Annotated in this window: 20 protein-coding genes; 7 read left to right on the top strand and 13 right to left on the bottom strand. The window is 41.1% G+C overall.

All coding sequences use genetic code 11. The features are described from left to right. Positions 1 to 7: 7 nt before the first annotated feature. The 3 genes from HMPREF0659_RS12900 to dinB form a co-directional block, all read right to left on the bottom strand. On the bottom strand, positions 8 to 352 hold the full coding sequence (locus tag HMPREF0659_RS12900) for a hypothetical protein (protein WP_044046026.1): 345 nt from the start codon (positions 350 to 352) through the stop codon (positions 8 to 10). Positions 353 to 374: 22 nt separating this feature from the next. Continuing rightward, positions 375 to 1,118, bottom strand: a complete 744-nt coding sequence (locus HMPREF0659_RS07380) for a hypothetical protein (protein ID WP_013265172.1) — start codon at positions 1,116 to 1,118, stop codon at positions 375 to 377. A 355-nt stretch (positions 1,119 to 1,473) separates the two neighbouring features. Next, a complete protein-coding gene (gene dinB / locus HMPREF0659_RS07375; protein WP_013265079.1) occupies positions 1,474 to 2,574 on the bottom strand; it encodes a DNA polymerase IV in 1,101 nt (366 codons plus the stop codon). 150 nt (positions 2,575 to 2,724) lie between these two features. Between dinB and HMPREF0659_RS07370 the strand changes: the two genes are divergently transcribed. Together HMPREF0659_RS07370 and HMPREF0659_RS07365 are read left to right on the top strand one after the other, a co-directional pair. Further along, positions 2,725 to 3,345: a sugar transferase gene (locus HMPREF0659_RS07370; protein WP_013265487.1), complete on the top strand. Its 621-nt coding sequence runs from the start codon at positions 2,725 to 2,727 to the stop codon at positions 3,343 to 3,345. A gap of 8 nt (positions 3,346 to 3,353) precedes the next feature. Continuing rightward, positions 3,354 to 5,987 (top strand): SLBB domain-containing protein, encoded by a 2,634-nt coding sequence (locus tag HMPREF0659_RS07365; protein ID WP_013265831.1) that lies wholly within the window; start codon positions 3,354 to 3,356, stop codon positions 5,985 to 5,987. Between the two features lie 351 nt (positions 5,988 to 6,338). Here HMPREF0659_RS07365 and HMPREF0659_RS07360 read toward each other — a convergent pair whose 3' ends face one another. The 6 genes from HMPREF0659_RS07360 to HMPREF0659_RS07335 all read right to left on the bottom strand — a co-directional run bounded on the left by HMPREF0659_RS07360 (position 6,339) and on the right by HMPREF0659_RS07335 (position 12,423). Next, positions 6,339 to 7,205 carry an alpha-1,2-fucosyltransferase gene (locus HMPREF0659_RS07360; protein WP_013265889.1) on the bottom strand — a complete coding sequence of 289 codons (867 nt, stop codon included), beginning with the start codon at positions 7,203 to 7,205 and terminating at the stop codon, positions 6,339 to 6,341. Then, complete coding sequence (locus tag HMPREF0659_RS07355) at positions 7,202 to 7,981, bottom strand: glycosyltransferase family 2 protein (RefSeq protein ID WP_013265916.1); 780 nt, start codon at positions 7,979 to 7,981, stop codon at positions 7,202 to 7,204. Before HMPREF0659_RS07355 ends, HMPREF0659_RS07360 begins: the two co-directional genes overlap by 4 nt. Further along, positions 7,947 to 9,095: a ligase gene (locus tag HMPREF0659_RS07350; protein WP_013265190.1), complete on the bottom strand. Its 1,149-nt coding sequence runs from the start codon at positions 9,093 to 9,095 to the stop codon at positions 7,947 to 7,949. The genes HMPREF0659_RS07355 and HMPREF0659_RS07350 overlap by 35 nt, the downstream gene beginning before the upstream one ends. Further along, positions 9,095 to 10,408, bottom strand: coding sequence for an oligosaccharide flippase family protein (locus HMPREF0659_RS07345; RefSeq protein ID WP_052299138.1), 1,314 nt, complete (start codon positions 10,406 to 10,408; stop codon positions 9,095 to 9,097). Before HMPREF0659_RS07345 ends, HMPREF0659_RS07350 begins: the two co-directional genes overlap by 1 nt. Before the next feature lie 3 nt (positions 10,409 to 10,411). Next, on the bottom strand, positions 10,412 to 11,464 hold the full coding sequence (locus HMPREF0659_RS07340) for a chain-length determining protein (RefSeq protein WP_013265468.1): 1,053 nt from the start codon (positions 11,462 to 11,464) through the stop codon (positions 10,412 to 10,414). 137 nt (positions 11,465 to 11,601) lie between these two features. Further along, a complete protein-coding gene (locus tag HMPREF0659_RS07335; protein WP_013265334.1) occupies positions 11,602 to 12,423 on the bottom strand; it encodes a glycosyltransferase in 822 nt (273 codons plus the stop codon). A gap of 246 nt (positions 12,424 to 12,669) precedes the next feature. On the opposite strand from HMPREF0659_RS07335, the gene HMPREF0659_RS07330 reads away from it, so the two are divergent. Continuing rightward, positions 12,670 to 13,776: an MraY family glycosyltransferase gene (locus HMPREF0659_RS07330; protein ID WP_044046024.1), complete on the top strand. Its 1,107-nt coding sequence runs from the start codon at positions 12,670 to 12,672 to the stop codon at positions 13,774 to 13,776. 333 nt (positions 13,777 to 14,109) lie between these two features. Here HMPREF0659_RS07330 and HMPREF0659_RS07325 read toward each other — a convergent pair whose 3' ends face one another. Together HMPREF0659_RS07325 and HMPREF0659_RS07320 are read right to left on the bottom strand one after the other, a co-directional pair. Continuing rightward, complete coding sequence (locus HMPREF0659_RS07325) at positions 14,110 to 14,559, bottom strand: lipocalin-like domain-containing protein (RefSeq protein WP_013265542.1); 450 nt, start codon at positions 14,557 to 14,559, stop codon at positions 14,110 to 14,112. Between the two features lie 33 nt (positions 14,560 to 14,592). Beyond that, a complete protein-coding gene (locus HMPREF0659_RS07320; protein WP_044046165.1) occupies positions 14,593 to 16,188 on the bottom strand; it encodes a capsule assembly Wzi family protein in 1,596 nt (531 codons plus the stop codon). Between the two features lie 689 nt (positions 16,189 to 16,877). Here HMPREF0659_RS07320 and HMPREF0659_RS07315 point away from each other — a divergent pair. The 3 genes from HMPREF0659_RS07315 to HMPREF0659_RS07305 are packed head-to-tail and all read left to right on the top strand — an operon-like array spanning position 16,878 to position 18,348. Next, complete coding sequence (locus HMPREF0659_RS07315; protein ID WP_013265868.1) at positions 16,878 to 17,081, top strand: helix-turn-helix transcriptional regulator; 204 nt, start codon at positions 16,878 to 16,880, stop codon at positions 17,079 to 17,081. Continuing rightward, positions 17,078 to 17,413 (top strand): HipA N-terminal domain-containing protein, encoded by a 336-nt coding sequence (locus HMPREF0659_RS07310; protein WP_013265071.1) that lies wholly within the window; start codon positions 17,078 to 17,080, stop codon positions 17,411 to 17,413. Before HMPREF0659_RS07315 ends, HMPREF0659_RS07310 begins: the two co-directional genes overlap by 4 nt. Then, positions 17,413 to 18,348, top strand: coding sequence for a HipA domain-containing protein (locus HMPREF0659_RS07305; RefSeq protein WP_013265740.1), 936 nt, complete (start codon positions 17,413 to 17,415; stop codon positions 18,346 to 18,348). The genes HMPREF0659_RS07310 and HMPREF0659_RS07305 overlap by 1 nt, the downstream gene beginning before the upstream one ends. Positions 18,349 to 18,635: 287 nt before the next feature. Here HMPREF0659_RS07305 and HMPREF0659_RS07300 read toward each other — a convergent pair whose 3' ends face one another. Together HMPREF0659_RS07300 and HMPREF0659_RS12755 are read right to left on the bottom strand one after the other, a co-directional pair. Further along, positions 18,636 to 20,222 carry a fimbrillin family protein gene (locus HMPREF0659_RS07300; protein ID WP_013265909.1) on the bottom strand — a complete coding sequence of 529 codons (1,587 nt, stop codon included), beginning with the start codon at positions 20,220 to 20,222 and terminating at the stop codon, positions 18,636 to 18,638. Between the two features lie 25 nt (positions 20,223 to 20,247). Beyond that, positions 20,248 to 20,409, bottom strand: a complete 162-nt coding sequence (locus HMPREF0659_RS12755; protein ID WP_167310037.1) for a hypothetical protein — start codon at positions 20,407 to 20,409, stop codon at positions 20,248 to 20,250. Positions 20,410 to 21,187: 778 nt separating this feature from the next. On the opposite strand from HMPREF0659_RS12755, the gene HMPREF0659_RS07295 reads away from it, so the two are divergent. After that, entirely contained in the window at positions 21,188 to 22,057 is an 870-nt protein-coding gene (locus tag HMPREF0659_RS07295) for a hypothetical protein (RefSeq protein ID WP_013265448.1), read from the top strand. The last annotated feature ends 271 nt before the right edge of the window (positions 22,058 to 22,328 follow it).

The following is a 22,328-nucleotide window of genomic DNA, read 5'->3' as shown; positions in this document are numbered from 1 at the left end:
TTATTGTTTAATTTGACATTGCTGAGAAAATAATATATAAGAGTGATGACATGAGAATAACGAACAATAAGAAGCCAACAAAGATGATGGTTACTTTCTTTCCCAGTCCGCCCTTCGATGTTTTTTTATCCATCGCAGGTCTGACTTGTCCTTGCGTGTTATCCCTTTCCACTTGTACATGGTTCACAGTGGCAGTTGTCTCAGCAGCACTACCACTTGGCGCACCCATCTGCGGGGTTGCAACCGTCATACTCTCACCACAATAGGGGCAATTACATCTTAGCGTATTACCACCCTCCGACTCTATTACAAAGGGACGATGACAATGTTTACAGGCTATCTGAAATTGCATTTAAAACTCCTTTCGTCTGTTATTATCTTACGTCGTCAATGAGAATATGCCCATCTTGCGATAGCACCTTCACCTGACGATATTCCGTTTCACCATCTTGCGACAGTCTCACTTTATACCAATTATCATCAATAGCATCAACCTTTAGGTTGCGTTGAAGTTGATTAAAGTCTGGCTCTGTAGCCGTATTTCCAAAGGCACCCCACCACACAGTCGCCTCATCAGCATCATAGTCATAAGAGCCTTGCGTGCCAAAGACCATTCGATGACAGTAGTCTGTGAGGTAACGACTGTAGAAGTCTGCATCCGCATCCTCCGTAAGAACAGCTTTCTTATAGAATGACTCTAAGAATCTGCAGATACCCTTTCGCTTCTCATCTTGTCGCTGTGCCTCAGCTTCCTGCGCCTCTATCTGCGCACGAACCTGCATCATAGAGTCGGCTTGTGCCTTGCGTTGTGCTTGGAGTTCTTGCTGAGCAGCTTCCTTCTGGTTGTTCCAATAGATGTAACCAAAGACTGCCAAGCCTCCTAAGATGAGGACTATCAAGATAGTAAGCAAGACTTTCAGCGTAGAGCCAGAGCCTTTCTGTTCACCTTGACCCATAATAGGTTGCTGTACAGAAGGGGTAACAGGACTTGCCAATGTGGGCAAGTTAACAAGCAACGACTGTCCACAATAAGGACAATTGCAATGTATTTTATCATTGCCATCGGCCGTAATCATAAACGTGCGATTGCATTTATTACAAGTTACATTATACTGCATATGCTACCACTTCTTAAGAACAATGATTAGTGAGGACAAAGGGTTAACAACATCCCTAATAGTCTAACACGGTTTATCTTGTGCAAAATTAATAATTTTCTTCCATATTTGGAAATGTTTTAAGCAATAATATAAGGTCAATTTTACAAACAAATGCGAAACTTCTAATATAAGATTCTACAATAAGAAACTGCTATCTACACTGCATTTAGGGCTTAGCACCATTGGTGTTTAGCCTTAGCACACGATGTGCGGAGCATCAGCACACGATGTGCGCAGTACCTCTACCCTACTTAAAGTTAAAAAATAAGGGGCGTTAAGTTCACCATTGTAAATAGAAGATAGTACAAGACGATTACGTAGCAAAGTCATTTTCTTCAAAAGGAAGCAATCCTTCTATCCATTGAGGGCGTATTTGTCCTTCTTTTTCGTTCGTTTCGGGCGAAGAAACAGAGAGTCCCATCAAGCGGATAGGACGGTTGTGATAGTCCGTATCTTTTAATAATTGCTTGGCAAGAGGGAGGATATCATCTTTCGTTCGGAGGATTTTATCCTGCGTAAGACTGCGTGTTATCTGCGTTGTAGCATCCCACTTCAGTTTTAGTGTGAGGGTTCTACCCTTAAAATCTTTCGTCTTGATTCGTTCAACTAACTCCAAAGTGATGTGATAGAGTTCGATGATAATCTTCGATTCGACATGTAAATCTTCAAGAAAAGTGCGCTCACAGCCCACAGACTTACGCTCATAGGCAACGATGACAGGACGATTGTCAATGCCACGTGAGAAATCATAATAGACATTACCCATCTTACCAAACACCTGCACAAGGTGTTCTCGCGATATTTCTCGTAGTTGTTCACCCGTAAAGACGCCCATACTGTGCATTCGCTCAGCCGTCTTTGGACCAACGCCCCATAGCTTCTCAATGGGGAGCTTACCGATAAAATCAAGCGCACGGTCGGGATGTACCGTGAAGATTCCATTTGGTTTGCGCATATCAGAGGCTATCTTAGCCAACAGTTTATTGTAGCTTATTCCTGCAGAGGCAGTTAGCGAAGTGCGCTCGAATATCTTTTGCTTGATTTCTTTTGCTATGTCGACAGCTAATTCTATTCCTTTTTTATTCTCTGAAACATCAAGAAAAGCCTCATCCAGTGAGATTGGCTCAACCAAATCGGTGTATTCATGAAAGACAGCATGAATCTGTCGTGACACTTCTTTGTATCTATCGAAATGTGAAGAGACAACGATCAGCTGCGGACAACGCCTTTTCGCCTGCGCCATTGACATGGCAGAATGAACACCAAAAGGACGAGCCTCGTAGCTGGCAGTCGACACCACGCCACGTGGACCATCGAAACCAACAGCGATAGGCTTCCCCTTCAGTTCAGGATTGTCCCTTTGCTCAACTGAAGCAAAGAAAGCATCCATGTCAATGTGAATAATTTTACGCATGATAGTACCCTGTTCTCTATGCAAAGATACGGCTAAGAAGTGGAAAGATAAGGATTTCTGATTAATAAATAAATAAAAAAGCGTATCTTTGCAACAAAATAACGAAAATAGAGTTATAATAACTATACGGACCAAAGTACGAATAACCAAATGAGAGAAAACGAGAGTCATGATGGCATGGGAAAGCTTCAACGCTGTTTGAAGCGTGCTTTTGACATTGTTGGAGCTCTCGTAGGGCTAACCATCTGCTCTCCTCTATTTCTCCTCATCAGTATTCTTATTACTTATCAAAGCAATGGACCCATCATCTTCCGACAGATACGTATCGGATATAAAGGACGTCCGTTTGCTATCTTTAAGTTTCGTACAATGAGCAGTGTTGTGGAGGAAGAGGGTCCGCAACTTGTTGCAAAATGTGACAGTTCGAACTCTACTCGATTGGAACAGTTCCTGCGTGGGCATCACTTAGACGAACTACCACAACTATGGAATGTGCTCAGAGGCGACATGTCGTTCGTGGGTCCGCGCCCTGAACGTAAGTTCTTTATCGACAAGATTATCGAACAGACCGACCGCTATCAGCTCATCTATCAGATGCGACCGGGGCTTACCTCTGAGGCAACACTCTACAATGGTTATACCGATACAATGGAGAAAATGCTTCGACGAATGGAGATGGACATCCATTACTTGGAACATCGAACCTTGTGGTTAGACTTTATCATCGTCATTAAGACGGTTCTAAAAATTGTTACTGGAAAGAAATTCTAAACAGAAAGATGAAGAAATATATTCTATTTGTATTACTCGCATTATGTTCTTTGAACGGTTTTGCACAGTCGTCTATGACGGATACGCAGGTAATGGACTTCGTGCAGAAGGAGCATAAGAAAGGTACTCCACAGGCGCAGATTGTCACCAAGCTCATGCAGAGTGGTGTAGACATCTCGCAGATACGCCGTGTGAGAAACATATACGAGAAGATGCAGAAGGGAAATGCTGCTTTCGGAGCTGCAAAAGAGGGTACGACAACGGATCGTAGTCGTACAAATAACGGACAGACAAGTCCTACTTCTGCCCCTGGAAAGAGCAAACGACAAATCGCTGATGCGACACTCGATGATTACAACAACAACGAGCAGGAGATAAACAGATACTCTGAGGGACGTATCTCGGCTAATCGTTCGTGGACAAACACCTACGATGAGAACGATGGTGAGTACCTGAAGATGCAGGCTGAGATGAATGATTGGATGCCACAGGACACTGCTGCGATGTATGAAAACCTACTGAAGCAGCTGAGTCGTAACCGTAAGAAGGTCTGGGGACGTGACATCTTTAATAATAAGAGTCTTTCTTTTGAACCAAACATGAACATGGCACTGCCCCGCAACTACCGTATTGGCCCCGGTGATGCTGTGTTTATCGATGTATATGGTGCTTCACAGAAGTCTTACCAGACAACGGTTGCCCCTGATGGTTACGTCACCTTGGAGGGTTTCGGTCCTGTTCAGGTGAGTGGTTTGACTGTAGATCAAGCGAACAACCGCATCCGTGAGAAGATTGGAAAGCGTTTTAGTAGTTCGAACATACGCCTCTCTGTGGGTCAGACACATACCATTATGGTAAATGTTGTGGGTGAAGTGAAGACCCCAGGAACCTATACACTATCGGCTTTTGCCACTGTCTTCAACGCACTTTACATGGCTGGCGGTATCGGTGACTTAGGAACACTGCGTAATATCAAGGTATATAGAGGAGGAACACTCATCACTACGGTTGACGTATACGACTTCCTTCGTCGCGGTCATCTGAGTGGTAATGTACGCTTGGCTGATAACGACGTCATCGTTGTTGGTCCTTACGAGATGCTTGCACAGATTAGCGGCAAAGTAAAACGCCCAATGTTCTATGAGATGAAACGCGGCGAAAGCCTTGGAACACTCATCGGTTATGCGGGTGGATTTGCTGGTGATGCCTATACACGTTCAGTACGTGTACGCAGAAAGACGGGTCGCCAGTATTCTATCTTCAATGTTAATGAGTTTGACATGCGCAACTTCCGTGTTGCTGACGAAGACTCAATCAGTGTTGACTCGGTTATTCCAAGATACGAAAACATGGTTGAGATCAAGGGAGCCGTGTTCCGTCCGGGTATGTATGAGGTTGGTGGACGTATCAACAGCGTACGTGGATTGATTGAAGCAGCAGACGGATTGACAGAGGTGGCATTTGCTCCTCACGCCGTTTTACACCGCAAGAAGGCTGACCGTACACTGGAGGTTATCTCGGTAGATGTGGACGGAATCCTTACAGGTCGTGTGGCTGACATCCCTATACAAAACGAAGATGTACTCTTCATCCCTACACGTACGGATGCACAGGAGCAACGAACCATAACCATTCATGGTGAAGTACTCTATCCGGGTATCTATCAATATGCTGATAATGAGTCGTTAGAAGACTTCATCCTACAAGCTGGAGGTCTGAAACAGAGTGCCTCTACGGTGAGAGTAGATGTGTCTCGTCGTGTTACAAATCCACAAGCACTTACACCAGACTCTATTATAGCACGTACTTACTCTTTCTCACTGCGTGACGGATTTGTAATAGATGGTGCTCCGGGCTTCGTTCTTGAGCCTTACGATGAGGTGTATGTACGTAAGAGTCCAGGTACAACCAATCAGCAGAATGTTAGTATTGATGGTGAGGTTGTATTTGCAGGAAACTACACACTAACATCAAGAAAGATGCGCCTAAGCGACATCTATAAGGCAGCAGGTGGTGCAACAGAATTAGGATATATCAAAGGTGCACGCTTAGAGCGTCGCCCTACTCCATCCGAACGCATACGAATGGAGAACGCTTATAAGATGCAATTAGACCAGCAACGCAAGAACATGATGGACTTAGCTATCAGAACAAAGGATGCTGGTGTGCTTCAAGCGATAGAGCAGAACAACAAGAAAGTAGAAGAAAAGTTCAAAGTTCCTGACGTATACCCAGTTGGTATCGAGTTAGATAAGGCGATTGCTAATCCAGGAAGTGATGCTGACATCGTTCTTCGCGAGGGCGACCGCATCGTCATCCCACAATATAATGGAACCGTTAAGATCAATGGTGCGGTTATGTTCCCTAACTCTGTCGGTTATGTTGAGGGCAAGAGCGTTGCTTATTATATCGATCAGGCAGGCGGTTTCGCCAGTGATGCGAAGAAGAGCAACACCTATATTCTCTACATGAACGGTATGTTAGCGAAGGTAGGACATAATGCCAAGGTACGTCCAGGCTGCGAAATCATTGTCCCAACAAAGGTACAAAGTAAGATGAGCCTTGCTGAAACCCTCAGTGTCGGTTCAAGTGCTGCCAGCATCGCAGCCGTCATTGCAACAATTGCAAACTTGCTTAAGTAAGAAATTATCTCTATCAACAAGACTATAGACAGTGTTTTTCAGTCAATAAAAAAGAAGTTAAGTCAATACAAATAATGCTGACCTAACTTCTTTTTTACTAATATCATACAGTGAATATCACCTGTATAAAGTCGTTTTATGCCACCTATTAGACCCGTGTTGGTGCCCCGCACATGTCGTGTTCAGGCTTCGCACCATTGGTGTGGAGCACTTATAGCCTCACAATAGAGTATAAAAAGGGAATGAATTGGTGGTTGGGAAAGCGTTACACTACCCAATCCCTTAGTCTAAAAGAGTGTTAGCAGAAGAGAGTATGCCATTTTATTTGTATCAGACAGCAAGTAAAAGGAATTAGATTTTAATCCATGACGCTGGCAAAGTGAAATGACATTCTTCCATATTCAACCATTTCTTAGGTGCAATAACCACCTTTTCACGATTCTGATTGAGCCATGCCCCCCACCACGAAAAGGAAGAATTTGCGATGATATTATGTGCACAACACGACATCAACTGCATATCTCGGTAACTCTCAACACCTGTATTCCATGTCACATAGACTACTGGAGCTTTCAGATATGGCTGAAGATGCTGCTGACACCATGTGATGTCATTACTAAAGATACAAAACAGTGAGGGTGTAACATGAGCGCACATCTTCTCAATGGCAGTGCGATAATAGTCGAGGTCGCAGATACCTTGATAAAGATTATTACCAACATAATCTCCTCGCCTTACGTGTAATGCAATGCTGTTTTCATCTAATTTCTCTAACAAAGATAGGTTTTCAGCACGCTTAAAAGCAGGAAAAGTAAAGGCTTTCAACACCTTCTCCCGATATGCGGCAAAGTATCTTTCATCCTGCCAATAGCCATCAAAGTATCTATTCCCTTCTTGCCTCAACACCGATTCGTCAAAACGAAGGGAAGAGCTTTCCAAACACATTCCCTTACGACGTGGCAGAAAACGCTTGCCAATACGCCATAAAAGATAATTAGGATAGTAATAGGCTATGCGCATAATGTCAGCAGCTGAAGCCTTTTGAGCCGTTACTGAAAAGATGTTCTCCAGTTCGAAACCATTATGCAGGTGGTAGCCGTGGAAGCTGGAAAGGTCGAGTGCCACACGCTCCTTGGGGAAAGACTCCTGCAGAGAGAGGTATAAAGCATACTGGAACATCTGATTGCCCAAGCCACCTAATATCTTTACTATCTTCATTTGCGGATGAGTTTCTTTATTATACCCTTTAAATCATAGAGCATAACCATTTTATTGATGAATAAGCAACATCTTAATAGAAGATGATACTTATACTTTATGTTGAGAATAGCTATGTCTTTCACCTCCGATTGCTTCACATCTATCTGATTTGTAATCTTATCCTCATGGTCGTTAAAAGAGTTGATATGAAGATAATCTAAGAACTTTCTGCGCCTTCCCTTTAGTAGACGATAATACCAATCAACATCAACAAGCCAGTTAAGGCGGTTGTCAAAGTCTGTGATATGCTCTCGCTTAAAAGCAATACAGGAGCAAGGTCCAATAACATTACAAAGGAAAAGAAGGGAAGGGCAGCCTATGAAGAATTTCATCACAGCCTGTGAAAAGACATTTGGCTTTAAAATTCCACCATTAAAAACCTTCACACGCGTCACAAGCACCTCATATCCCTTTTGGAATTGTACGTTTAGAGAAGTCAGATAATTGTCTTCTTCGAAAGCCTCATCATGGTGTAATACAATAACATACTTACCACTTGCCAACTGTAAACCATGATTCCAATTATTCACTGCGCCTGCTGAGGGAACATGATGCCGATAAACAAGAACCGGATTATTAAGCGAAGACACGTAATCCTCTATAGACGAATCAGTGGAATCATCTACTACAACAATCTCATAGTCCTTAAAATCCTGCTTACAGACAGAACTGTATGCACTCTTAAAAAGGTCGAGATTATTATACGTCGGTATTACTATCGTGAATGTCTTCATTCAGTTCTCTTTTACAAGCAGTCTCATTAATCAGATACCAACTTAATAACAATAACGCAAAGGTATAGGTATTGTCGAAGCTTCCACCCCAAAAGAGGTCCAAAGTTAAACCGATAAACAATCCTAACTCTACTGAATAACGTCGGTATGCTTTATATCTCAACAATGTTTTGACAATACTTACGAGGAAGAATAACAAGACGATGACACCAAAGCTATAGCCAAGTGTCAAGATACAAGACTCCGTCACGCCATTGGCTATCAAATGAGAAGGCGTACTAAAGTCTTGGTTTTCGTCCAAATGGATATTAAAGAAGCCATGTCCTATCCATGGGTCTTTTGCTATCTCTTTTAAGAAATGGAACCAAATAAACGCTCGATAGAAGTTACTTAGATTAGAGAACATCGTGACAAGTGTTGCCATAAACACGATGACAATACTTGAAACATACATTCCAACCATCATAATCTTACTTCTATACAGACGCAGATAATACATCGTTGCAACGACCGCTCCGATGATAAGATAGCGATACGAACCAGACAAGATAAGGTTGCCTACCATCGACGCAAGTCCTATGTAGAAGACAAGTTTATTCACCTTCTTCTGGTTGAGCATATAACAAGCACTCACAAAGGTGATACTTCCTGAATATAAGGCATTACCCTTAAAGCCTGGGAAACGTGCAAGTGCTTCGCCAGGACGCACTGGTGGCAGCTCTGTCCAGGGTACATTCACACCGACAAGGAACAAGAGATTCGTTCCAAAGTCAAGAATAAAGATGATAAAAACGAAGACACGCAACGCTTCCAAGCACGACTTCTTATCCTTAACACCCAAGAGGAGAATACAAAGGAAATAGAATTGTCCCCAATAAGCTATATTCCAAGGTTTCAGACCATTGCATAACGCAAAGTAAAAGCCGACTCCCAAGGAGAGACAGATGAATAAAAAGAAGATTGGGGTATATCTCAGACTACGTAGAAAGGTGGTAGGTGAGAATATCATTAACAGCGAAAGGGCGAACAATCCCATTGGAACAATGCCTGTACCCAGTATCTGTGTAAGGAAAAGAAAGAGTGCAAATAAGATATAACGAACCTTCTCTGACATCACTTTACCTCCTTTCTAACAACGATAATTGTGTACACCAAGAACATAAGGAAGGACACAACGTATGAGATCAATACAGCCATTGACAAGCCATTAGCCCCTTCGCCTCTCATACAAAGATAGTAAGAGCATCCTACCATCAGTAAAGCCCAGACAATATTAATAGCAAAACATTGCCACATCTTACCAAGACTGTATACTGCCATCTCAAGAACATTAGCTAAAGCGGAGAATATTGTTGAGATTGCAAGTATCTGTACAGGTACGGAATTGTCATAAGTTGCTCCGTATAGTCTCATAATAAAACCGCCAAAGAGCATCACTCCGATAGATAGTAACAGTGCCGTAACACCTACTATCAGCATATTATACTTCAAAGTAGAGACGAAGGAGGTCTTTTCCTTATGCAAACTGGATAGGATTGGCAGAACTATCTGACTGAAGGCTGTGGGAACAAACAAGATAATAACTTTCCACTGGTCAGCTGCTTCGAAGACTGCAAGTTCCTGAAAGCCCTCTGCACGCACAAGTATTGAGCGTATCAACCAGAACGAAGGGGTAATAAGCAGTGCCGACAAAGCTGCTGGAAGGCTATAAGTATATAAGATAGAGAAGTCCTTTAGATGAAGTTTCTTTATGCTTAACTTCTTTATATGAATAGCTGAAAAGTTCTTATTGATAGAAAGATGATTCGTAACAAATATCAAGATGAATCCCATTCCGAAACCAAGAATAGCTCCATTGACACCAAAATAATATGCTCCAAAAATCGTTAAAACCGATTCTAAGACACTTCCCAACAATGTATTGATAGCGATTGCTTTGAAGTTTTCAAAGCCCATCAAGGCTCCATTCTGTACACCATTGATGATAGAAAAGAACAATAAGACTGCTCCTACCCTTACTGGTAATACGATACTTGGATGGTGAAGGATGTTATTAGCAATGAACGGTGCGCCTAACAGTATCAGGATTGCCGTTATGATAGCCATTAAAAGTCCGAAGTAGTTTGTCGCAGCATAGACAGCAGGAATCTTATCAGCCTGCTTCTCCCTATATTCTGCAATATACTTAGTTGACGTAACACCTAATCCTGCAGAGCCAAGCACAATAAACATATTAATAGTAGAGCGCACCATAGAGAACTCTCCGTATGCTTCTTTCTGCAAAATATGGGCACAGATGATACCAACGAGTAAGGTAAGGAACTTCGCTAAAGCCGTTCCTGTGAACGACCACACCAGTCCTTGCCCCATTCTTCGTGATATAGAAGATGAGTTTATACGCGTTATGATATCCTTAACTCTAATCATCAACTATTCGCCCTTTGCTCCACCAAACAATAACGAGAAGTTACAAATAACGAATGTAACCATCATACTCAGGAAAACAACAATGAAAACAAATGCCATTCGCTTTGGTCCTGCAGGCTTGACAGGTACAGATGCACTCTGAACTATTGTAAAAGAAGGTGTGTGTTCCTGCAACTTTGCCTGCGCATTTTGTAGCTGTGTACTCAATGCACTATAAGCATTAAACTTCAACTGCATATCATTCTCCAAGTCGTCACGTTGTGACTGAAGCTCTTGTAAGATAACATCTTGGTTAGCATCAGAGAAGGTCGCATACTTCTGACGTGCGTTCTCATACTTCGTCTTCGCCTCTGCTACCAACTTTGTATAATACTTCACGTCGTTCTTCATCTTGTTTGTTTTATAGTTGGTGATGAAGTTCTGTAGTTTAGCTCGTACCGAATCAGCAATCGTAGCACTAATCAATGGGTCTTGATCTTCCACTGAAATCGTTATCAATCCAGTCTTAATATCAATGTCACATGCAATACTATTCTTTATACTCGTGAAGATTTCGTCTTGCTTTTTATTAAGCATAAACGGATTAATAGAGTCTGTTTTGCTTGTAAGACTGTCTTTATCGCTAAACTTCTTTGCAATCCATCCAATCGCTTTTGCGTATGGCGACTCTTTCTGATGATTAGAAAGATAATCGTAGTAACTGGTTTTTACCGAACCATCTTTTGTCTCTACAGGGATCTGTAGCAGACTCTTAACAAACTCATTAGACTTCATCAGGTCTGGATAAAGACTTGGTTGCAAGGCATTGGCAGAAGCAACATCGCCAAGATCCACACCAAAGGAAGACGCAATGGAACTCAACTTACCACCGTTCTCGGTATTATCCATCTCCGGAGCAAGTGATATATCGCACTTATAATAGCGTGGAACAGGTAGAATCACTAAGATTGATCCCACCAACGCAACAACAAAAACGATAACATATCGTAATAAGTCATGCTTAAGTTTTTTGAGAAAGGAAACTACTGCAACATTCTCTTTCTTATTGTCTTCCATTGAAACTGTATTTAATTCTGTATTTATCTTTAATAATTAACTACGATATAAAAATAGAAACGTAATGTTTGCTAATTTATTGTATCATCTCTTTGTAGATAAATATGATATTTCTTAGCTTATCCAACCCAGCGAAGCTATGTTTTTCTTATCAGATTATACAACCGCTGACGGATAGGTAAAGGCATAACACGAGTGGTAAAACGGATTACAACACTTTGGCAAAAAACATGGAAAGGTATGTAGCCCATCTTCAGCATCCGTACCAAGATACGCACCTCATCACAAGCATAAGCCCAGCCACCTCTTCTTGCCACCGTTTCTTCCGAATAACGAAACCACAACAAAGACTCCTGAATATTATAAAACTTACTCCCATTCTTCAACATTCGCAACCAAAGGAAATAGTCTTCAGGGAAATATTCTGTGAGATAACCGCCTACTGCCAACACAGCTGCTTTTCTATACATAGCTGTCGGATGGTTTATAGGACATCTATACTGCGCATAGTTCTTTATCTCATCATACGCTTCAGGAACCTTTCTTATCGACTTTACCCGCGTCTTATTGTCTGTAAATTCATCCACCCAAGAGCCTATCACGTCATAGTCTTCATGTGCCTTTAGCCAATTATACTCCATCTCTAACCTATTCGGTTTACAGATATCGTCAGCATCCATACGCGCCACAAGATTATATTTACAAAGTAGTAAGCCATCATTTAAGGTCTTACCCAACCCCCTATTCTCTGGGTATGACACCACTTTCAAGGTTGAATATCTCGACTCATAAGACTTTATAACGTCATACAAAGCATCCGTCAAAGGTCCATCCTCTAACAAAACGACCTCAGCAGCCTCCACAGTCTGCGCAAAGATACTCTCTAAACTCTCACGAAGGAAAGCGGGATTATCTTTCTTATAGACAGCCATTAAAACTGATATGTCAATACGTTCCATACGTTGATGCTCAAGGATTATTTAACAAAAAATACTTAATAGAACCGCCCAATGCCTATAATAGACAACGACTCAACTAATATTCTTTAGCTACAAATTTACAAAAAGAAAATAACAAATAACCATTCATAGTGAGAAGATTTCGCAAAAACGATTATCATCAGATAATAATTATACTTTTTATGACAACCGAATACAATATAATTACAATTATTGAGTTTTATTAAGCACAAGAGTACAAACAAAATGTCGATATATACTTTAATCAGTCTTTTTGCATTTGCCATGAGTGCTGTTTGTGGATTCATTATGATTCCACAGATTCTTTCGTTTTGTAAAAAGAGAAAATTATATGACAGACCAGATGCCAGAAAAATACACAAGAATGTTGTTCCTCGCTTAGGGGGTGTATCGTTTATGCCCAGTATGCTGATTGCTACGGTCGTAGCACTATTGGCGTGGGTCTATACAAGCAAAGGCAATAAGATTGGGGTCAGCCCATGGAGCATCTTTTTTGGCGTGGGTATCACCGTTATCTATATAACAGGCGTACTCGATGACATCTTTGGCGTGCGGGCAAAGAAGAAACTTCTCATGCAAATCATTGTGGCAAGTCTGCTTCCGATGTCCTATCTTTACATCAACAACCTCTACGGTTTCTTAGGTATCTATGAGATCCCTGCTATTATAGGAATGGTATTAACGGTTGGCGTACTGGTATTTATCATGAATTCCATCAACTTGATAGATGGTATTGACGGCCTCTCTGCGAGCCTTACGCTCATCGCTTTATCGGGTCTTTTCTTTATTTTCCAACGCGAAAGGATATGGGTCTATTGCATCCTTATTGCTGGATTGATGGGTGTATTGATTCCTTTCCTTTACCATAACATCTGGGGAAAACAGGAAAAGAACCAAAAGATATTCATGGGTGACTCTGGTAGTCTGACACTTGGTTACATCCTTGGCGTACTACTGATTAAGTTCTGCATGTACAACCCACATGTCATGCCTTATCAGAAGGGCGCAACCCTCCTTTCCGTAACCTTACTCCTCGTACCGACCTTCGATGTGTTCAGAGTCATCATCGTACGAATTCTTCACCATAAACCGATTTTCAGAGCGGATAAAAACCATATCCACCATAAGCTAATGCGTGCAGGACTAACACAGCATCAGGCTTTGATAAGTATCATTGCACTGTCGCTTATCTTTATCATCATCAACCTTTCTCTCTTCAATCAACTTCTTGTGACATGGATTATTGCGATTGATATTATTATCTATATCGCCTTCCAATATACCCTCGACATCTTTATAAGAAGAAAGGGCGGACTTCCTTTCACCGAATAAAGAGGAAGTAAAAAGGAAAGAAACTAAAAAACAAAGCAGCGTTATTAATATATAGACAAAAGGCAGGATTACACCTGCCTTTTACTATTTTGTAGCCATAAAGTATAAAAGCATCATCTTAAACAACGACTACCCACCTGCTTATCTCTATCCGAGCATCACTTTATATTGAACTTACGGTCCGCACCAATAGTGCGAAGCCTCCGCACGTCATGTGTTAGGCATCCGCACGTCTATTAAAGAGGGATAGAGCGTGTCAAGAAGAGAGAGATAAGAACCCGAAAATGCTTATAACTCACATACTATCAATAGGGTTCAACAGGCTGTAACCGCTTAGAATTTATCAAAGTAGAGCCTTACTGCCCCATCATTTAATATCATCTTTCGTCTGTCTATCTTCTCAATTCGGAACACTGGGGTAAGACTTTTAATACCATATAAACCTAATGTTGACTCATAAGCTGTTAGTGGTTGGTCGCCATTCTCACGGTCAAACTGATAAGGAGAAGTCAACGCCAGTTGGTCATTATCAATTCGGAAACGATAGAGATAGCTATAATGCTGTCCCGTCTTATCCTCCATTTGTAAGAGTTTTGCCTGAAAAGACCAGAAGACAACCTGCTCACTCAAGTCTTCATTTGCAGCGGATGTCATTGATTCTATCTTCACAAGATGCCACATTCCCTCCATTCTGCCTGCATCATTGTCCGTTTCCAACGTACAAGCGGAGAAGAGGAGTGCCAAGAGAGGCAAGACAAAGGATAATATCTTTATTCTTTTCATATTCTGTTTTGTTCTTCTTTCACATTAAAAAGGCTATTTCTTTCCTAACAAACCACGCTTCGTAATGGTCAACTGCATACCATAGTTGTTGCCACCGAGTACTGAACCGAAGTCGGCACCGATGCCCATTCGGACATCAACACCTCTCATCCACATCGGAAGTTTCTGTCCTTGCAGTGTGTAAGTTGCTTCTCCCATCAGACTCACGTTGTGTCGTCTCTTCGTGCAAGGCTGTTCGTAGGTACCCAATCCCTCCTGCCATGTGCCGAGAAAACGCCACTTGAAATACTCTGAAGGATGACCACCCAAACCTACATGGAAACCCACGAAACGGTTGTCCTTAAAGTAGATAGTCCCATCTTCATTGTAAATCGGTGAACGATAGAGCGGATTACCAATGCCTTGTCCCCAATGTTGGAAACCGGGGAGGATATAATGGTTATAGTAGTTGTCCTTGCCTCCGATATGATCGGCTATCGTTATGGTATGATCATGGTAAATCGGACCGCTCTGATACTTTGAATAAAGATATTCAACGACAAGAGTGTTCAACCAATTATCAGGCTTATAACGATATTCAAAACCTAATAGCCAGTCCTTGAAATCATAAATCAAGTAGCGACGTTGCTTCTTCTCTTGCCACTCACTGCCCTCACCATAACCGTCATAGTCAAGCTGGAGCATGGCAGAATGGTCCTCAAAGAACTTATCGGCATAGAGTGAAAAGCCGTGCCAGTCGCCATCATAGTTGAAACGCATCACCCAACTGCCCAACTGGTCGCCCTGCACATTCTGATAAGTTGTCTCACCATTGTCGGCACCACCTGGGAGAAAAGCGTTCCAATAAGCGTGCAGCCCTTTCCCATTCTCTATGGTCTTCATTGTGCCATGACCATCAGGAAGATAAGAGGTACCACCAAAGATACTAACCATCTCTAACCCCATCTCTAACGACCACGGGCAGAACACCTCATCATTCCCCACCTTCAGATAGCCTGCCTTAGAGTGGAAGAGTGCGCGGTCGGTATATTTCGATTGCTTAGCCGTGAAATCATGTTGCCAATTTTGGTCGGTCATCATTCCGTAAGCAACGTGTCCTTTGAGGTGCAACCAACCATTTGCAAAGGGTAGAGTCCAATAGTCTGACAATGCCAAACGCACCTGCGGAATAGGACGAGCATTGATGCCCAATGTCTGCGAGCCAGAACTGAGTTCATTATCCTTCATCTGCATCGGTTCTTCCTTGGCTCCGATGGTCAGTGTTCCATGCCACCATCGTCCTTCCACGTATGCCTGTTGGAAAACAGCCTTACTTGTATAATTGATAGGAACGACAACATCTAACCCATAGCCTAAGCCGAACTTCTGTCCTTCATCCGTGCTCAATGGGCGTTCTATGCCCCCACGTAGATAGCCGTTCGCCGTCTCCAGCGAACTGAGTCCATATTTATTGGCATTGAGCCAGAGTGGGGTCTTGCCCTTTGATAGGCTCCCCTGCATTTCTATCTTATATTCTAAGCCTTTTAATGGCTGCAACCTTGACGTGTCACGACGTACCGGCTCTTGATACTGAGCCTGCATCGTTGATGTTATCAAAAGGACAACCAAGGTTGAAAATAACTTCTTCATCATTATAAAGTTAATACCAGCTACAAAGATAATAAAAAAAAGATGACCAGCAAACTTAATTCCTCCGCAAGTAAACGCAACTTGTTAGAATTCAAATAGGAAAGTGAATAAAAACAGTCCTCTGCTATCTATTCAACATTAACACCCCTTCGTGGGCTACACATCCTTGCATAAAACCTCCGTTACCTCCGTGTCTCTGTGTGAGATATAAACTTCAAAAGGCAAGGAAATATATTGACAAAATGTTCGAAGAAAAAGTAAGAAAAAGACATAAAAGCATATTGTTTTAGCATCTACGTAAGTTATTTGTAATCAAATAGTTGCAAAGGAAGATTTTAAAAGGTACTTAATTGGACTCTAAAAGGGCGTTAATAAGACCTCAAAAGGGCACCTTTTGCAAGCCAAAAGAGCGTCTTTTGCAAGCCGTTTGGTGGTCTTTATAAAATCAACATGTGAAAAATTCGGACAAAACAGCTTACACCCCAAAAGATTACCAAGCAGGACGACACCATCCATTATACCTCGTCATCGTCTAAATAGCTATTTATTGAGTCTGTATTCCCTATATTTTACATCACATTTTATAGTCGAACCCATATAAAAACACAAATAAATCGCATTTTTATATCAGATATAATATAATTTAAAAAAAAAACTTGTAACTTTACATCCGAAGTAATATAATTTATATGGAAAGAACAAAACTATCGATGGTTGTAAAGGCTTTGCGTAAGGAATATGGTCTCACGCAAGAAGACCTTGCGATGAAGTCTGGAGTAGGTTTATGCTTTGTTCGCAATGTGGAGCAAGGCAAGCAAACGCTAAAGATGGATAAAGTAAATCAACTCCTTGATTTGTTCAACTACGAACTTACGCCTGCCAAGAAACAATGAGACAAGCAGAAATATATCGAAAGAGAATTCTCGCTGGTATTCTGACAGAAGATGGTGGCGAATACCGATTCTGTTATGACGAGAAGTATCTTGTACAGGAAGATGCCCAACCTATAAGTTTGACATTCCCATTACAGACGGAACCGTTTGTAAGTCCTGTGTTATTCCCATTTTTTGATGGGCTAATACCCGAAGGATGGTTGCTTGATGTGGCACTTCGCAATACCAACATCAGCGTTCTTGACCGTATGTCGTTATTACTATTATGCTGTAAGGAGTGTATAGGCGCTGTAAGTATTATTCCACGGAAAGAATTAGGAGGTGATGTATAATGTGTAAATGTCTGTATTGCTATCAAAAATTGGAAGAGGGTCAGAAAGACTTTCATCCTCATTGTGCTCGCAAGTTCTTTGGTACAAAAGATGTTCCCTTATTGGAATATAAACATAAAGACCTCGAAGAATTAGCCGAACAAGTAATCCGCGCCCAGACATCGCTGACAGGAGTTCAGCCTAAATTGTCTCTAAACCTCAATAAACACGATGGTTGTAACCGATTAACCATTGTCGGACTTTGGGGGGATTATATCTTTAAACCACAGACAGAGGCTTACTCACAGCTGCCTGAAAATGAGGACTTAACAATGCACCTTGCAGAAGCTGCAAAGATAAAAGTCGTACCACATAGCTTAATTCGTTTGTCTGATGGGAAGTTGGGGTATCTCACCAAGCGTATTGATCGTACCAAGAATGGTGAGAAAATAGATATGGAGGATATGTGTCAGTTAACGTTACACCCTACAGAATATAAGTATAAAGGATCGTACGAGCAGATAGCAAAAACGATAACACAATATAGTAGTACACCCAAACTCGACTTAACCAACTATATGCAATTATTGCTTTTCTGCTTTATCACTGGTAACAACGACATGCATCTGAAGAACTTCTCTCTTTATCGTCCTTCAAAAGATTATCAATTAGCTCCAGCTTATGACCTTCTCAACACTACGATAGCAAATCCTAAAGACAAAGAGGAATTGGCAATGCCGCTCTCTGGACGAAAATCGAAGCTGTGTCTTGATGACTTCTTAAACACTGCAAAGACAATAGGCTTAGAAGAAAACATTGTATTGCGCCTCGTAAAAGGTTTTGAAAAGGCTCTCCCTAAATGGAAGTTGCTCATAGAGAGTTCATTTCTTGACGAAGATATGAAAAAGGAATATAATAAACTTATCGTATCCCGATTGAATCGTTTGCAAGGATAAAATTGACTCAGCTAAATTAAAATTTGCCTTTTCTGCATTCTTATCTTGTGCTTTATCACTTTATGTGAGACCGTCCGATTTTGGACAGTCATACCTTACAAGTGTATAAGCCTTTGTTTTTTTCCAATCTACGTATTTAACGGGAGAGCCACAATGAGAACTATTTTTATATTATACTCTCTTTATAAATGTGTTCTCTACATTCTTATTCAGTAAAGGTTCCAGATGAAAAAAGAGAGGCTTGGTATTGTTTCCAGCCTCTCTTTTACTTACATTATTGTGGGAACCTATTCAAATTCCTGTACCTGCATGCCTACATAACGTTCATAGTAATTACGTACATAGACATTATCTGATTGCGTATTTAGCCCAAAGCGAAGACAGTTGGCTGATATGATATTACCATAACCTGCACTTCTGGGACCACTGTTAACTGGATTTGGTGTACTTGCCCAGTAATAGCCTTTTTTTCCTAAATCGGTTAATTTTCCATCCTTATATTGTCCAAGTGCTGGAAGATAGAAATAATCTCTTCTTACTGATGATTCTGGTTTGCCAGAGATTACTACAGTAAATTTAATATCTCCACCTGAATCCCACGTATTTGTACCTTGATAGTTTTCCTCAGAACTAAAATGTGAAATTTTGCTCTGTTTCTTTAGCCAGATGCCTCCTACATAAAGATGGTTTGCAAATACCCATAAAGTTTTGTTATCCAACTGTGGAGATCCTGCCCCAATATACCATGTAAGTGCTTCGAAGGTCGGCTCATCCTTGCATGAGTTTATAGCCTTTGTCTGGACCTTATACGTGAATGCAGTATTGTACCATCTTGTGTCCGCTGATGATCTTGCATAGTTTGTATTTTCAGCGTTATTGAGTAAAGGCTGACTGCTCTCATACCTATCCCAATAATTGCTCTTTGCATCCCACATGTAATAATCGGCCTTGCGAGAAGTATATGTCGTCATGCCAAGGTCAGTACTGATTACCTGATTCTTTCCAGCAATACAATTTATACCACTATATGTATATGAAATAGTGCTTTTTGTACCAGTTACGGAATCATATAGAGTATAAGTAACCTTAAAGGTTGAGTAAGTTCCTGGAGCTACAACCATTATGGCTGCATTCTTAGATGCTGTAGCGGTAGTAGGAATAGGGAAACCAGTTGTTGAACTTGTTCCGTTCAAAGTCAAGGTTACGCTGTTAGAAGAACTATTTGCAGCTCCTAAACCGCTGTCGCTAAAATTGAACGTTCCAGCAAGGCTTTCACCGTTAGCCACTGTAACATTGATTTGTGTTACTACAGCAGAAGCATCCAACTCCTCTTTTGAGTAGTATGGCATAAATGTTATGTACGAAGCCTCATGACTGAGATTAAACTTATAGGATCCATCTGTTTGGCGTGTTGCAGTACCGACACCGCAGTCTCCAACAGTTCCTAACTGAGTCGCATTGTTGGCTTCGTCCTGATTCTGACTTGTTGCTATTGTAACAGTGTTACCTGAAGAGCTTGCGTTCCCTGTGTATCTAACAGGATAGCTCGCTGCCGTATAAGTTCCATCGAAATAGAACTTTGCAGAAGCTGCTGTTGTTGATGTAATATTGTTGGAACTACTTGCTGTTAGTGTAGAACCACTCTTTACCCAAATGTTGTCGTTTGTAGTCCAGTAGAAATTTACCCCTGAATCATAAACGCCTGAGGTACGTGTCTTAGCCTCTGAGGTAATAGAGAAAGAAGTCTTACCTGTTAAATCCTTATTCTCAGCACCATTGCCAGAATCCGCGTCACTTACATTGTCATTAGAACAAGCCGTCAGCCCCAAAAGTAAGCATGTAGCAAACAAACTTGTGAATTTGTTAATCTTCATAATTCTTATTGATAATTATTTTGAGTTAATCTGGTTCAACATCAAACGTGTTACTGTTGTCATCTTCTGCCTTTTTGTGATCAGACTCAAAGGGTGAGTTTGTACCCATGATGGGTTCTGCCGATACAGGAATAACTGAAAGCTCGGGGCAACAATATTCCTTTTTTACATAATTTTTTCTTTCCATATCTATTTTTTATATGATTATATCCTCTCTAATCTACAAGTGGCATCTCTGTAAATCACATTATTATTGATAGATGTCATCGGTTTGGTTGGGCAAAGGTATTTATAAATTTCCAGATAAATAAGTTTATCTCTCATAATTTATATAATAAAGGTTATATTTATAAATATTTAACCAACATTTCTTATCTTCTGCTACATTCTTGGCGTATAGGTCACATTTTTACCATAAGTCTCTTACATCAAAACTATTCGATAAAAATATAGCTGCCAGAAAGAACTTGCCTTCTAACAGCTATATGATATTACCTAAAATCTAATCGTTTACATTTTTCAATTATTTTATGTTTTGAACTAATCGGCTCATACATCCCTGATTAGAAACGGACCTATCATTCGACCTAATATATGTGTATGTAAATCTTATATGCGCCACGCTGTTTGTGTTATAAGAAGAAGTGGAGAAAAGAATCCATCAAAACATATTTTCCTGTCATTGCTATCATCATCTTTAAGCATGTAATCATTTAATATTTACTCTATTACGCGAATTGTTAAAAGTGACAGCAACTTAAAACTAAAACTAACTGTATATATAAATAAGGTGAGATTTTAGGACTTTATATCGTGTCAAACACAAGTTTAGGGAAAATCCCCCATCGCATAGGGGAAATCCTTTTTATATGTCTTTTTTTCTTCGTTCCTTTGCATCATGAAAGTTAGGAAATGCTTTTCGAAGTACTCCGAAACTTGAATAAGAACTTAAAAAGGTAACGATTATGAGAAGGATAGTACTAACCCTCATCGCATCGCTCATAGTTATCGGCGCATCAACAAGCGCAATGAGTTATGAGCAGGCTCGAGTACAAGCACTCTTTCTAACAGATAAGATGGCTTACGAGCTGAATCTGACGGAGGCACAATATGAGGCAGCCTACGAAATAAACTTGGATTACCTCATGAATGTCAACACGGTAGACGACCTCTATGGAATGTATTGGTCACATCGAAACGTAGATTTGAGCTATATCCTCTATGATTGGCAATATCGTGCATATGTTGAAGCAGCATATTTCTACCGCCCACTGAGATGGGACGCAGGCTACTGGAGATTTGGCATTTATGCTCGTTATCCACGCCGCGACTATTATTACTTCGGACGACCATCGTTCTACAACGTTTACAACGGAGCCCACAGCTGGCGAATGAATGGCGGAAGAAGTTGGTATAACGGAAGAGAAATCTTCTACGGCGGAGATTATAACAGCCGATATGGTATGAGAGATTGCTACATACGTGGCGATTACAATAGAGGAGGAAACTACTATTATAACAATGGTCCTACTTATCAGAACGACCGCCCACGCAGCTTCGGCAATCAGCAACGCGGAAACTTTGATGGACCACGTAACAACCAGTACTACGCACCACGAGAGAGTTCGACACGAACAACGGTTACTCAACCTAACTATGGTGGTAACTTCGGTGGAAGTAGGAACTATGGTGGCGCAACAAGAAGCTATGAGCCAAGTCGCTCATTCGGTGCACCAAGCAACAGCTTCGGTGGTAGTGGCGCAACATTTGGCGGAAGCCGCTCAGGTGGTGGAAGCGTTTCAAACGGAAGTAGCTCATTTGGTGGACATAGATAACGACATTAAGATATAATAAATAGACGTTGATTCAATCAGGTTTAAATACTAAGCACTAAGGTTTTAAAAGATAAATAGATTAGACGAATTAAGGTATTAAAGATTGTTTAGCAGTTAGCAAACCAATGAGTAAGACTGCATTCAGACCAAATTAGAGATGTAACAAAGAGAGTTATTTAAATGAAGGAGAGGAGTCTCACGTGAGTGAGGCTCCTCTTCGCTTTTTATTATTAGGCGCAATAAGGCTAATTAGGTTGATAGGGCTAATTAG

It is taken from the genome of Prevotella melaninogenica ATCC 25845 (genome assembly GCF_000144405.1).
GTDB lineage: Bacteria > Bacteroidota > Bacteroidia > Bacteroidales > Bacteroidaceae > Prevotella > Prevotella melaninogenica.
The sequence above is the reverse complement of the archived record's forward strand: the minus strand, read 5'-3'. Positions and strand labels throughout refer to the sequence as shown.

Excerpts from the sequence above, each read along its gene's own strand:
- HMPREF0659_RS07295 (WP_013265448.1), top strand. The coding sequence starts at position 21,188 with ATGAGAAGGATAGTACTAACCCTCATCGCATCGCTCATAGTTATCGGC.
- HMPREF0659_RS12755 (WP_167310037.1), bottom strand. The coding sequence starts at position 20,409 with ATGGAAAGAAAAAATTATGTAAAAAAGGAATATTGTTGCCCCGAGCTT.
- HMPREF0659_RS07345 (WP_052299138.1), bottom strand. The coding sequence starts at position 10,408 with ATGATTAGAGTTAAGGATATCATAACGCGTATAAACTCATCTTCTATA.
- dinB (WP_013265079.1), bottom strand. The coding sequence starts at position 2,574 with ATGCGTAAAATTATTCACATTGACATGGATGCTTTCTTTGCTTCAGTT.
- HMPREF0659_RS07310 (WP_013265071.1), top strand. The coding sequence starts at position 17,078 with ATGAGACAAGCAGAAATATATCGAAAGAGAATTCTCGCTGGTATTCTG.
- HMPREF0659_RS07355 (WP_013265916.1), bottom strand. The coding sequence starts at position 7,981 with ATGAAGACATTCACGATAGTAATACCGACGTATAATAATCTCGACCTT.
- HMPREF0659_RS07330 (WP_044046024.1), top strand. The coding sequence starts at position 12,670 with ATGTCGATATATACTTTAATCAGTCTTTTTGCATTTGCCATGAGTGCT.
- HMPREF0659_RS07380 (WP_013265172.1), bottom strand. The coding sequence starts at position 1,118 with ATGCAGTATAATGTAACTTGTAATAAATGCAATCGCACGTTTATGATT.
- HMPREF0659_RS12900 (WP_044046026.1), bottom strand. The coding sequence starts at position 352 with ATGCAATTTCAGATAGCCTGTAAACATTGTCATCGTCCCTTTGTAATA.
- HMPREF0659_RS07340 (WP_013265468.1), bottom strand. The coding sequence starts at position 11,464 with ATGGAAGACAATAAGAAAGAGAATGTTGCAGTAGTTTCCTTTCTCAAA.
- HMPREF0659_RS07305 (WP_013265740.1), top strand. The coding sequence starts at position 17,413 with ATGTGTAAATGTCTGTATTGCTATCAAAAATTGGAAGAGGGTCAGAAA.
- HMPREF0659_RS07360 (WP_013265889.1), bottom strand. The coding sequence starts at position 7,205 with ATGAAGATAGTAAAGATATTAGGTGGCTTGGGCAATCAGATGTTCCAG.
- HMPREF0659_RS07315 (WP_013265868.1), top strand. The coding sequence starts at position 16,878 with ATGGAAAGAACAAAACTATCGATGGTTGTAAAGGCTTTGCGTAAGGAA.
- HMPREF0659_RS07350 (WP_013265190.1), bottom strand. The coding sequence starts at position 9,095 with ATGTCAGAGAAGGTTCGTTATATCTTATTTGCACTCTTTCTTTTCCTT.
- HMPREF0659_RS07320 (WP_044046165.1), bottom strand. The coding sequence starts at position 16,188 with ATGAAGAAGTTATTTTCAACCTTGGTTGTCCTTTTGATAACATCAACG.
- HMPREF0659_RS07370 (WP_013265487.1), top strand. The coding sequence starts at position 2,725 with ATGAGAGAAAACGAGAGTCATGATGGCATGGGAAAGCTTCAACGCTGT.
- HMPREF0659_RS07325 (WP_013265542.1), bottom strand. The coding sequence starts at position 14,559 with ATGAAAAGAATAAAGATATTATCCTTTGTCTTGCCTCTCTTGGCACTC.
- HMPREF0659_RS07300 (WP_013265909.1), bottom strand. The coding sequence starts at position 20,222 with ATGAAGATTAACAAATTCACAAGTTTGTTTGCTACATGCTTACTTTTG.
- HMPREF0659_RS07365 (WP_013265831.1), top strand. The coding sequence starts at position 3,354 with ATGAAGAAATATATTCTATTTGTATTACTCGCATTATGTTCTTTGAAC.
- HMPREF0659_RS07335 (WP_013265334.1), bottom strand. The coding sequence starts at position 12,423 with ATGGAACGTATTGACATATCAGTTTTAATGGCTGTCTATAAGAAAGAT.